The 11,490-nt window shown below is 42.6% G+C and carries 13 protein-coding genes; 11 read left to right on the top strand and 2 right to left on the bottom strand.

Annotated elements, in window-relative coordinates:
* Window positions 1-127: 127 nt before the first annotated feature.
* The 7 genes from Q0V21_RS10445 to Q0V21_RS10415 all read left to right on the top strand — a co-directional run bounded on the left by Q0V21_RS10445 (window position 128) and on the right by Q0V21_RS10415 (window position 6,382).
* Window positions 128-454 (top strand): ArsR/SmtB family transcription factor, encoded by a 327-nt coding sequence (locus tag Q0V21_RS10445; RefSeq protein WP_301878787.1) that lies wholly within the window; start codon window positions 128-130, stop codon window positions 452-454.
* Window positions 455-534: 80 nt separating this feature from the next.
* Window positions 535-1,830 carry an arsenic transporter gene (locus Q0V21_RS10440; protein WP_301878786.1) on the top strand — a complete coding sequence of 432 codons (1,296 nt, stop codon included), beginning with the start codon at window positions 535-537 and terminating at the stop codon, window positions 1,828-1,830.
* Between the two features lie 25 nt (window positions 1,831-1,855).
* Window positions 1,856-2,275, top strand: a complete 420-nt coding sequence (arsC, locus tag Q0V21_RS10435; protein WP_301878784.1) for an arsenate reductase (thioredoxin) — start codon at window positions 1,856-1,858, stop codon at window positions 2,273-2,275.
* A 199-nt stretch (window positions 2,276-2,474) separates the two neighbouring features.
* Window positions 2,475-3,479, top strand: coding sequence for a Gfo/Idh/MocA family protein (locus tag Q0V21_RS10430; RefSeq protein WP_301878783.1), 1,005 nt, complete (start codon window positions 2,475-2,477; stop codon window positions 3,477-3,479).
* Window positions 3,480-3,498: 19 nt separating this feature from the next.
* Window positions 3,499-4,422, top strand: a complete 924-nt coding sequence (locus Q0V21_RS10425; RefSeq protein WP_301878781.1) for an AraC family transcriptional regulator — start codon at window positions 3,499-3,501, stop codon at window positions 4,420-4,422.
* Between the two features lie 12 nt (window positions 4,423-4,434).
* Window positions 4,435-5,532 (top strand): Gfo/Idh/MocA family protein, encoded by a 1,098-nt coding sequence (locus Q0V21_RS10420; RefSeq protein WP_301878780.1) that lies wholly within the window; start codon window positions 4,435-4,437, stop codon window positions 5,530-5,532.
* 136 nt (window positions 5,533-5,668) lie between these two features.
* Window positions 5,669-6,382 carry a glycosyltransferase family 2 protein gene (locus tag Q0V21_RS10415; protein ID WP_301878778.1) on the top strand — a complete coding sequence of 238 codons (714 nt, stop codon included), beginning with the start codon at window positions 5,669-5,671 and terminating at the stop codon, window positions 6,380-6,382.
* Window positions 6,383-6,634: 252 nt separating this feature from the next.
* Here the strand turns inward: Q0V21_RS10415 and Q0V21_RS10410 are convergent, their stop codons facing one another.
* The gene (locus Q0V21_RS10410; protein WP_179132566.1) at window positions 6,635-6,991 is read right to left on the bottom strand and encodes a DUF4260 domain-containing protein; all 357 of its coding nucleotides are present in this window, start codon (window positions 6,989-6,991) and stop codon (window positions 6,635-6,637) included.
* Between the two features lie 10 nt (window positions 6,992-7,001).
* Entirely contained in the window at window positions 7,002-7,415 is a 414-nt protein-coding gene (locus tag Q0V21_RS10405) for a MerR family transcriptional regulator (RefSeq protein ID WP_079344377.1), read from the bottom strand.
* Between the two features lie 221 nt (window positions 7,416-7,636).
* On the opposite strand from Q0V21_RS10405, the gene Q0V21_RS10400 reads away from it, so the two are divergent.
* The 4 genes from Q0V21_RS10400 to Q0V21_RS10385 all read left to right on the top strand — a co-directional run bounded on the left by Q0V21_RS10400 (window position 7,637) and on the right by Q0V21_RS10385 (window position 11,478).
* Window positions 7,637-8,242 carry a pentapeptide repeat-containing protein gene (locus Q0V21_RS10400; RefSeq protein ID WP_079344378.1) on the top strand — a complete coding sequence of 202 codons (606 nt, stop codon included), beginning with the start codon at window positions 7,637-7,639 and terminating at the stop codon, window positions 8,240-8,242.
* Between the two features lie 187 nt (window positions 8,243-8,429).
* On the top strand, window positions 8,430-8,813 hold the full coding sequence (locus Q0V21_RS10395) for a hypothetical protein (RefSeq protein WP_301878773.1): 384 nt from the start codon (window positions 8,430-8,432) through the stop codon (window positions 8,811-8,813).
* Window positions 8,814-8,881: 68 nt separating this feature from the next.
* Window positions 8,882-9,418: a GNAT family N-acetyltransferase gene (locus Q0V21_RS10390; RefSeq protein WP_301878772.1), complete on the top strand. Its 537-nt coding sequence runs from the start codon at window positions 8,882-8,884 to the stop codon at window positions 9,416-9,418.
* A 323-nt stretch (window positions 9,419-9,741) separates the two neighbouring features.
* Complete coding sequence (locus tag Q0V21_RS10385) at window positions 9,742-11,478, top strand: NAD-dependent malic enzyme (protein WP_301878767.1); 1,737 nt, start codon at window positions 9,742-9,744, stop codon at window positions 11,476-11,478.
* The last annotated feature ends 12 nt before the right edge of the window (window positions 11,479-11,490 follow it).

The following is an 11,490-nucleotide window of genomic DNA, read 5'->3' as shown; positions in this document are numbered from 1 at the left end:
CTTCATTTTTCAAAACAATGGACATCCGCCTTGTCATGGTGGATGTCTTTTGTATTGACTTTATTGTTATCGCATTATAATATAAGCATGTTCTTATATAAGTTACATACAGGAGGGAGGAAGGGTTATGGATTTCATTCAAGACGCTGCGGATAAGTTGAAATTACTGGGTGACAAAACACGCCTGACCATGCTCTCGCTCCTGAAGGATAGAGAATGGTGCGTTTGTGAATTTGTAGATATTCTGGATATGTCGCAGCCTGGCATCAGCCAACATTTGCGAAAATTAAAGGATCAGGGTTTGGTTAAAGAGAGCAAACGCGGACAGTGGGTGTATTATTCTTTGAATGTCGAAGATACGCCGTATATTAAACTTGCATTGGAATGCATGCCGGATACAGCGGCTATCCTGAAGTCGTTAAACAAGGAAAGGGTATCGTCCAAGTGTAATTAACTTTTTTTTGATTTACATATAAGTATATCATTATATAACTATGTTAAAGACAGAGTATTAACGGAAAGGAGGTGAAATGTTTGTTCACGGCAGCGTTGGCAAGCATCATTTTTTTGATCACACTGATCCTCGTTATCTGGCAGCCCAAAAACCTTTCTATTGGATGGTCAGCATGCGGGGGAGCCATTCTGGCTTTACTTTTAGGTGTTGTTCATCTTCAGGATGTATGGGATGTTACCCAGATTGTATGGAATGCAACGCTTGCCTTTGTGGCTATCATCCTAATTTCACTTATTTTGGACCGCATTGGCTTTTTTGAATGGGCTGCCTTACATATGGCCAAGGCGGCTTATGGCAGAGGGGTTCGGATGTTTGTTTACGTCTCGATCCTAGGAGCAATAGTTTCCGCTTTCTTTGCCAATGACGGAGGCGCCCTAATACTGACACCGATAGTACTGGCTATGGTACGTGCACTAAACTTTGATGAGAAAAAAGTATTTCCCTTCATTATAGCTAGCGGATTTATCGCCGATACGACGTCATTGCCACTCGTTGTAAGCAACCTGGTCAACATCGTGTCAGCCGATTTCTTCGGTATTACGTTTATGCAGTATGCAGGAAGAATGTTCATACCAAATCTGTTCTCATTAGCTGCAAGCATAGGAGTTCTATATCTCTTTTTCAGAAAGAGCATTCCCAAACGGTTTGATAGCCGTCAATTGAAACCTCCAGCTACAGCCATTAAGGATAAGAAGATGTTTGGGTTGTCATGGATTGTTCTCGGAATCCTGCTCACCGGTTACTTCTGTAGTGAATTTATAGGCGTTCCTGTCTCCCTTGTAGCAGGTGTGGCCGCTATTTTCTTCTTGGTTATGGCTTCCCGCAGCTCTGCTGTGCCGACGAAATCGATTCTTAAGGAGGCTCCTTGGGCCATCGTATTTTTCTCCATCGGCATGTATGTGGTGGTGTATGGTCTGCGAAACGCGGGATTGACGGATCTGCTGGCTGCCGCCATTCAGGCTTTGGCCGATCAAGGGTTGTTGGTTGCAACCATTGGCATGGGCTTTATTGCTGCGTTCATTTCATCACTGATGAACAATATGCCTACCGTCTTGATCAATTCGCTTGCCATTGAAGCAACGACAGCTACAGGAAGCATACGGGAAGCGCTCATTTATGCCAATATCATTGGCTCGGATCTGGGTCCCAAAATCACACCGATCGGTTCCTTGGCAACATTACTTTGGCTTCACGTTCTCAGCACCAAAGGCGTCAGGATTTCTTGGGGCACTTATTTCAGAATAGGTATTATTATTACGGTTCCAACGTTGCTAATTACATTAATAGGCTTGTATTTGTGGTTAAGCATTCTGTAATTCAAAATAGCGAGGAGACGATGGCATGAGCAAAAAAACACTTTATTTTCTATGTACAGGCAATTCCTGCCGAAGCCAAATGGCCGAAGGCTGGGCCAAGAAATACCTGAGTGAGGATTGGAACATTTATAGCGCAGGAATCGAAGCTCACGGTTTGAATCCCAAAGCGGTTGAAGCTATGAAGGAATTAGGCATGGATATCTCCAGTCAGACATCCGATATCATTGATTCCGAACGGCTAAACAATGCAGATCTGGTAGTTACATTGTGTGGTGATGCAGCAGATAAATGTCCAATAACACCTCCACAAGTTAAACGGGAGCACTGGGGGTTCGATGATCCTGCCAAAGCAACAGGTACGGATGAGGAGAAATGGGCTGTCTTCCAACAGGTTCGTGACCAAATCGGACTTCGAATTAAAACGTTTGCGGAAACAGGCAATTAACAATTTATTATTTGCAAAAAGCTTTCTCAGCCACAATCCCGTGGCAGAAAGCTTTTTGCTTATTTATAAGTGAGTACTTATCTGAATGATGTCGTAATTTTATATAGTTATTGTCGTAAGTTCCTATTAAAATTAGATCAGGTCTGTGTTAATTTATAGTTAGATGTCAGAATATCATATAGTATGGAGGTTAATCATAGTGACCATTCGAATAGGTAAAGTAAGCTTATGGCACGTACATGCCTGGGATTATATTAAACAGGCTCAGGAGCATGAAGATACAGTGATGGCTGCTGTGTGGGATGAAGATGCCGAGCGCGGACAGGAAGCAGCCGAACGTCTGAACGTGCCATTCTATGCTTCACTTGAAGAGATGCTGGCACAGGACAACATCGATGCCGTCATTGTGGATGCACCGACACGACTTCATGAAGATGTGATCACTGCTGCAGCGAAAGCGGGCAAACACATTTTTACAGAGAAAGTTATCGCTTCAACCTTGAAGGAAGTTAATACAATCATTTCTGATGTACAGGATAACGGAGTGAAAATGACGGTTTCATTACCTCGTTTGAACGATGGATATACATTAACGATTCAAGATGTACTGAACCAAGGATTACTTGGTAAAGTGACTTATGTTCGTGTGCGTTTATCGCATAACGGAGCTATTGCCAACTGGCTGCCTGAGCACTTTTATCATCTGGAAGATTGCCAGGGCGGTGCATTGATTGACCTAGGTTGTCATCCGATGTATCTGACGAATCTGTTCCTGGGTCAAGAAGTGACAGGGGTTAATGCTAATTTCGGATATGTAACCGGAAAAGAAGTGGAAGATAACGCGGTTGCCACCTTATTTACGGATTCCGGAGCGATCGGTGTGGTTGAGGCTGGGTTTGTGAACAGTCATTCTCCATTTGCGATAGAGGTTCATGGTACGGAGGGCACGCTGTTATACGGAACACCGGAGGAGAAGCTGCTGATTCGCACGAATGTCGGTTCGGAGCAACAGAAAGAATGGACGGAGATTCCTTTGCTGGACAGAAGAGAAAGCGCATTCAGCCAGTGGGTATCCCATATTCAAAACGATACAATTGCTAGCGAGAATTTGCAGACGGCTACTCAGTTAACTCGCCTGATGGAGGCGGCCAACCTTTCTGCGAAGGAAGGGCGTAAAATCTCCTTAAAGGATTTACAGGGATAGGATATTGGGAGGTGCTGCATTGAGCCGATATCCTTTTGAGAAAATGCTTGAGCGACAGGATATCCTGGAAAGACTGGATGTCTCGATCCTGTGGGGACACTACGAGATACGGGTTCTGCGATTTCATCTGACTTCTTTTCCGGCAGGCAGAATCGTTGATTTTCATAATCATGCGGAATTCGAACTCCATTTTATCCCGAGAGGGAAAGGAAAAGTCATTCTGGGGGATAAGATGCATCCGCTCTCTGAAGGCATGCTGTACTTAACGGGTCCGGGTCTTGTTCATTATCAGGAGGCGGATTCCCAGGAGGCTATGGATGAATTATGTCTTCATGTGGATATCATCGAACATCCCAGAGAGGGTGTAGATCCATGGGAGGCAGCCGAATCAGAGGAAACGATTGAAAAGCTTAGAACGCTTCCTCTTGCTCCGGTACATGACTATCATCGCGCCATGAACTGTTTCCTGGAAGCATATGAGGCTTGTGACCGTAAACTGATCGGTTATTACACGTCCATTAAGCAGCAGGTAATTAGTATTCTGCTCAAGACCGTCCGAGCCTACGATATCGGGGGAAATCGGGCGGAGGCCCCAGTTCGAGACATGTCTGTGTACAGGTATGATTATGCCATTCAGTATATGGAGGCGAATCATCCCTCCGCAGTAACACTGGAGAATGTAGCGGAGAAGCTGCATATCAGCAGCAGACAATTGCAGCGAATCTTTTATCAGGTACAGCCAGAAATGCCTTTCAGCCGTGTGTTGGAGGATATTCGCCTGCGCGCGGTGTGCCGCAATCTGGAAGAAAGTCATGTTTCCATTGAACAAATTGCCCTGGCTTCAGGGTTTACCAATGCCAATTATTTGCATGCTGTTTTTCGCAAGCGTCTGGGGATGACCCCATCGGCTTTCCGCAAAATGAAACAACCAAACCAAAAGTGAGGGTGATTGGATATGAGTAAAACGTATCGTGTAGGGATTATTGGCTGTGGCGGGATTGCAAACGGCAAGCATCTGCCAAGTCTGAGCAAGCTTGAACATGTAGAACTGGTTGCTTTTTGCGATATCGTTCAGGAACGTGCAGATGAAGCCAAAGAAAAGTATGGCAGTTCCGAAGCAAAGGTATACACGGATTATCAGGAGCTTCTTCAGGATAAAACGATTGATATTGTTCATGTTCTTACGCCGAATATCTCCCATGCTGAGATTTCAATTGCCGCGCTGGAATCCGGAAAACATGTAATGTGCGAAAAGCCGATGGCCAAGACATCTGCTGAAGCGCAAAAAATGCTTGAAGCAGCCGAGCGTACGGGTAAAAAACTGACCATCGGATACAATAACCGTTTCAGAGAAGACAGCTTGTATCTGAAGCAGCTGTGTGAAGCTGGCGAACTGGGTTCGATTTACTTTGCCAAAGCACATGCGATCAGAAGAAGAGCGGTACCAACTTGGGGTGTTTTCCTTGATGAGGAGAAACAAGGTGGCGGACCATTGATCGACATCGGTACACACGCACTCGATCTGACGCTGTGGATGATGGATAACTATCAACCGAAGGTGGTTCTGGGTACAACGTATCACGAGCTTTCACAAAGAGAAAATGCAGCGAATGCCTGGGGCCCATGGGACCCGGAAAAATTCTCAGTTGAAGATTCCGCTTTCGGTATGATCGTAATGGAGAATGGTGCCACAATCATGCTGGAATCCAGCTGGGCGCTCAATTCACTGGATGTGGATGAAGCAAAATGCAGCTTGAGCGGAAGCGAAGCAGGCGCGGATATGAAGAATGGCCTGCGCATCAATGGCGAGAAATTCAGCCGTTTGTACACTAACGAAATTGAGTTGAGTGCAGGCGGGGTTGCTTTCTATGATGGAAAGAGTGAAAGTGCACCGGATATAGAGATGAGAAAGTGGATTGAAGCGATTGATAAAGATCTGGAGCCGGTAGTAACACCTAAACAGGCTTTGGTGGTTTCGCAAATCCTGGAGGCACTCTATGAGTCCGCTCGTACAGGTAAAGCCGTATATATGAACGAATCCAATCAAGCATAGAATGAATTTCAGAATCCTTTGTCCTCATTGGAGGATAAAGGTTTTTTGGTCTTTTATACGCTATCACTTTGTCCAGACCATGCCTTACTTCTGTACGTATGATGAAGAAACATATATGTGGAGGAGAGCATAGGTCATGGCTAAAAACAGAACGGAGAACGGTGTTTCCATCATTGTATGTACCAATCGGGTACAATTTTTTGACAATATTCTGCAAAATTTCAATCGGCAGCGTTATAAAGTAAAAGAGCTTATCATTATTCTGAATCATGACAGCATGAATCTGCAATTATATCGAAACCGGGTTCGAAAACATGCGGATGTTACCGTATATCAAGTTCCAGAAAGAATCTCGCTCGGACAAAGTCTGAATGCGGGGATTACCCGTGCCCGATTTCCGTTGATTGCCAAATTTGATGATGATGACTACTACTCGCCTTATTATTTGAAAGAACAAGTGAATGGACTAAAACGAACGAAAAGCGACATCGTGGGCAAACATTCGTGCCTGGTTTACTTGGGCGCTTCAAAAACGCTGCTGGTCAGATCACCCAAAGAAAAGAACAAACATGTGGAATTTATACAAGGCGGTACACTTCTGTTCAAAAGGGAGATTTTAAAGAAGGTCCGGTTCACGGACCGTTCCATTGGAGAAGATGTAACCTTTTTGAGGCAATGCAGAAAAAGAGGATTCAAAACCTATGCTACGTCACCGTTTAACTATGTGTATCACCGGAGACAAAACAAACAAAGTCATACCTGGAGAGCAGATGATCAATTTTATTTGGAAGGAAGCAAAAGGTTAGCGATTACGGACGATTTCAGGTTATTTGCGGATAAGGAATTCTAGAGGAATTAATCCAGATTAGAAGATGTGTCTGTCCAGTGCAGATGCGTCTTCTTTTTTGCTTGGAAAACGGGTCAGGCTATAGAAGAGCAGAAACCACTTCACGTCCGAAGCCTTCCTAGCGCGAAAAAGAAGACGCCCAATTAGCGCCTTCATTCTTCTCGTTTAATCATCATTTAAGAAAGATATTCCTCAACTTTTCACAAGGGCTGCCTTCCAATTTCAATTATCGGTACAATGAGTGCAGCCGCAATTTTAAAGCCTTTGTATATGTGTACTAGTAAATGCAGAATCTTGATATTTCAATCCGGCACCTATTGCTCTATCCAAACATATATGAGCTATCCAGATGATCGACCCTAAAAGCAGATAATCGTTTGAAAAATATAAGTAACTTAATGCTAAAAGCAGAGGAAAAATAAATGTGTGTCCGAAATTATAAACCATCGCACCTATTTTCTTATTCATTGCGTAACCAAGCATTGTAAGATCAGGAACGAATAAAAGCACAAAAAACAACCAAATTGGAAAGTGTAGCTGCATGTAAATAAAAAAAGAAAGTATAACGGCTAATATATATTCCACATGAACGATTTGTTTATTCGTCACCATATCTCTCTCCTTATGAATCCTTTTGGAATAAACTAAGTAACAATTTTTCGATAACTTCTTTATTCTCTGAATATACCGCTTCACTTGCAAGCTCTTTAATGGTTTGCACGACTTGTAATGCCTGTTGGTAAAACTGAATTTTTTCTTCAAGTTTCGTTATTTTTTGATTCAATAACCATACTGTTGCATCGTTACATTCTGTTGATATGGATTGGTCTCGTAATATAAGTAATTGTTGCATCTCTTTTATTGTAAAACCTAATTGTTTTAATACGATAATTAGCTGTAGCTGTTTTTCACATACTTCATCATACTCCCGATACCCATTTTCTCGCCTTAACGGATTCAATAAGTTCTCTTTCTCATAATAACGAATTGTATCCGTTTGAATTTGATATTTGCTAGCAAAATCCGTAATTTTCATATTAACCTCCTTTCCGATAAAATCATAACATTGGAGTAAACTCCAAGGTCAAGAGAAATAGTTACAAGACATCGGGCCTATTATGCTAGTTACAGGTCTTTAAAAAATAAGAACCTTGACTTTTGCAGGTGTTTAAGCGGTACTTGACAGCCGTATGGTATATTATAAAAAGCTCTTTTTATGGTGAACACATGATAATCATACAAGATGGGGTGTACGTGATGTTTCAATATAAGGATCAGGAATATGAAGGGGTACATTTTGAAGGACGTGACTTGCGGTATGGAGAACTCATAAGCTGTGTTTTTAAACAGTGTACCTTTATGAATGCTTCAATGGAAGAAATCGAAACAAGCAACTGCCGTTTTATTGAATGTGACTTTAAGGGAGCTTCCATGAATGGTTCCATTCATACAGAATCGGCTTTTGAAAATTGTTCCTTCGGTGGTGCTAATCTGTTTGCTTCCAAATTCAGCTCATGCAAGATGACGGGGTCGGACTTCTCTGGTGCGCAAATGGATGGCATTACCCTGAGTCGGGGCGATTGGTCTTATACGAATCTGAGACATACCCGATTAGGTAAACAGGACTTGCGAGGAATTCGTTTCTTTGAAGCTGATTTTACGGATACGGATTTTACCAAAGCGGATCTGAGAGACTGTGACCTGACAAGAGTGGTTTTGAGCAGAGCGAAACTGCAAGGGGCGGATCTTAGAGGAGCCAACCTGGAAGGAATCGATTTGAAATCATTGGATATCAAAGGTGCACGTTTGGATCGGGAACAAGCGGTTCTGTTTGTAAGGTCATATGGTGCAAAAGTAGATTAAGATTAACTTATTATGCGAATAGATTATGCCAGTATGGTTGAAGTCCATAAACTTCATAACCTGCAGGAGGCCGCCAAACATGGTGGCTTTTTTGGCTTGAAGGAGCCCTGTGTAAGCAGATGTTGCAGGAATAGACAGATAAAGAAAAGAAGTAGTAAACTTAACTTTCAATTAAAAGGAGGCTATCATGTCAACTACATTGATTACTGTGATTGCAGTCATTAGTTTTGGAGTTCTAACGGGTGCAATCATTTTGATTACCGTATTTAAACTTGTGCACAGCGCTAAAAAGAAACAACAACTTCGAAAAAACATTTTAATGGATGGGACTCCGGCAGAAGCGATTATTCATAACATCATACAGACTTCATCCAGTATGGATGGAAGACCGGGAGTGCGAATGGATCTGACCGTAGCCCAAGTGGATGGCAGTACCTTTCCCGCAACTGTAGAGACCTTTATTCCGGTTACACATATCGCCCATTTCCAGAAAGGAAATGTCATTAACGTAAGATACATAGTTGACGGAAATGAACCAAAAGTTGAGGTAGAGGATGCCTATATTCCGTAAGTTCATCTTCACTAAGTTAACTGAGCTCAAATAGAGAAAAAGTCTGAAGTGGATTAGGGGGAATTTATTTGAAAATAATTAAAGCTTATGATATGGAGATGAAAGAAGAATGGATAACACATCTTCAAGAATTGCTTATTGCGAGTTTTTCAGAGGTCTATCCCAAAGACAGATTGTTTTTTAAGCAAATCCCACAGTGCAGATTATTGGCATTCAACTCTGATAATCAACTGGTAGGACATGTAGCATTAGACTACAGGATGATGAATTTAAACGGAGAAGCAGTAAGAGTATTAGGGATAATCGACTTGTGTGTCTCTATCACACATCGCTCCCAAGGGATCGCTTCTTTGTTGCTTGGTGAAGTGGAAAAGTTGACTAAGGGAAATATTGATTTTGTACTTTTATTTGCTGATAATATGAACTTGTATCGTAAAAATGGATTCAAAGCTGTAAGCAACACATGTAAATGGTTAAAAATTGACCATGAAAGCTTAACTACAATTGGAGTTGGGGTTCAGAAGGTTGAGGGATTAATGATTAGAGAAGTTGGAACCAGGGCTTGGAGTGAGGGAGAACTCGATTTTTTAGGATACCTATACTGATTAATTAAATCTCATATGAAATAGTATTAAGCTGAATTGACCCAGCGGGAAATTGACTAAAGCCACGAAGATTCGTGGCTTTTTTTGTGTTCGAAATGAACTTTTCCATAAAATGAATTTGTTGAAAAAAAGCAAAGTGATAAATTTTATTTATCAAGGAGAAATTGAATTTCATTCATGAAAGTTTCATGAGTTCGTTTACATGCCATAAAAAATACCTTATAATTGTCATCGGAAGATCTTTAACTAACTAAAAGTTATCAAGTGATAAAAATATATTAAAAAGACAGCGAAGAGACGTCATGAAAGAAGGCAATTAGTAAATGAACTCATTTTTTGTGGATTCCAATGGAAATTTAAAAACCTCTTTGAAAGGCAAGGATGTTCTGTCCAATCCGATGTTGAACAAGGGTACTGCTTTTACCGAAGAAGAGAGAAGAGAGCTTAACCTGAACGGCATTTTGCCGCCGATGGTTTTAAATATTGAAGAACAAGTGAGCCGCGTATATCAGCAATTGCAAAATGAATCGGATAATTTGCGCAAAAGCATTATGCTTAGTGATCTGTTTAACCGAAATATTGTACTATTCTACCGTTTAATGAAGGAGCATCTTAGTGAAATGCTGCCGATTGTGTATACACCTACGGTTGGGCAAGCCATTCAGGAGTATAGCAATCAGTATCACAGACCAGGCGGTATATATCTGTCCATTAATGATATGGATGGGCTGGAAGAAGCCTTCCGCAACAGTGGCCTGCATGCAGGAGATGTGGATCTGATCGTGGTGACCGACTCGGAAAGCATCCTCGGGATTGGAGACTGGGGTGTTGGAGGCATCAATATTGCTATTGGCAAACTGGCCGTATACACCGCAGCCGTGGGCATTGATCCAAGCCGTGTACTGCCAGTTGTACTGGACGTTGGAACCAATAATCCCAAATTGCTGAATGATCCATTGTATGTGGGCAATCGTCATGAACGTATTCGCGGGGCAAAATATGATCAATTTATCGAGGCGTTTGTGAAAGAAACAACAAAGTGGTTCCCGGATATCCTGCTTCACTGGGAAGATCTGGGCAGCGTGAATGCCAGAAATATTATTAAGAAATACGGGGAAGAGCTCCTTACGTTTAATGATGACATACAGGGAACGGGCGCTGTCACGCTTGCAGCTATCATGTCTGGAGTTCAGGTGACGGGTGTACCTCTTCGAGAGCATCGTGTTCTTGTATTTGGACCAGGGGCTGCTGGTATTGGCAATGCGGATCAGATTCGTGATGCCATGATGGAAGAAGGTCTTGAGCAGGAGGAAGCGGAAAGTCGGTTCTGGGCCTTCGATTACCGTGGAATTCTTACAGATGAGACGGAAGGTCTATTCGAATTCCAGAAACCTTATGTACGTGAAGCAACGGAAGTGAAAGATTGGGCATTGAATGAGCAGGGACAGGTTAGTTTGCTGGAAGTTGTGAAACAGATCCAACCAACAATCCTGATTGGGACTTCCGGTGTGACTGGTGCCTTTAATGAACAAGTTATCAAAGAAATGGCGAAACATGTGGAACGTCCAATCATTATGCCGATGTCCAACCCGACATCCCTTGCCGAAGCAGCACCAAGAAGTCTGATTGAATGGACGGATGGTAAAGCGTTAATTGCAACAGGCAGTCCATTTGAACCAGTCATGTTTAATGACACTTTATATGAAATCGGTCAATCCAATAATGCTTTTGTTTTTCCAGGATTGGGACTTGGCGCTATCGTTGCAAAAGCATCGAAATTCACCAAAAACATGTTCACCGCAGCAGCAGTGGCCGTAGCTAATTCGGTAGATTCCTCTGCACCGGGTGCTCCACTTCTGCCACGAGTAAAAGAGCTGCAAGCTGTTTCGTACAAAGTTGCAGTCGCAGTCGCCAAAGCGGCAGTCGAAGATGGCGTAGCGCGTGTGGAGCTCAAGGACGTGGAAGAGGCAGTCAAAGCTGCTATGTGGCATCCGGTTTACAAACCGCTGTATGCAGCGTTTGATAACTCAATGAATGCAGAGCAGGTCGCCTTGACCTAAGCACGCATTCCA

The sequence above is a fragment of the Paenibacillus sp. 11B genome (assembly GCF_030487755.1).
Taxonomy (GTDB): Bacteria; Bacillota; Bacilli; order Paenibacillales; family Paenibacillaceae; genus Paenibacillus; species Paenibacillus vandeheii.
Note: the sequence above shows the minus strand (reverse complement) of the source record. Positions and strands in the feature narration are given on the sequence as shown.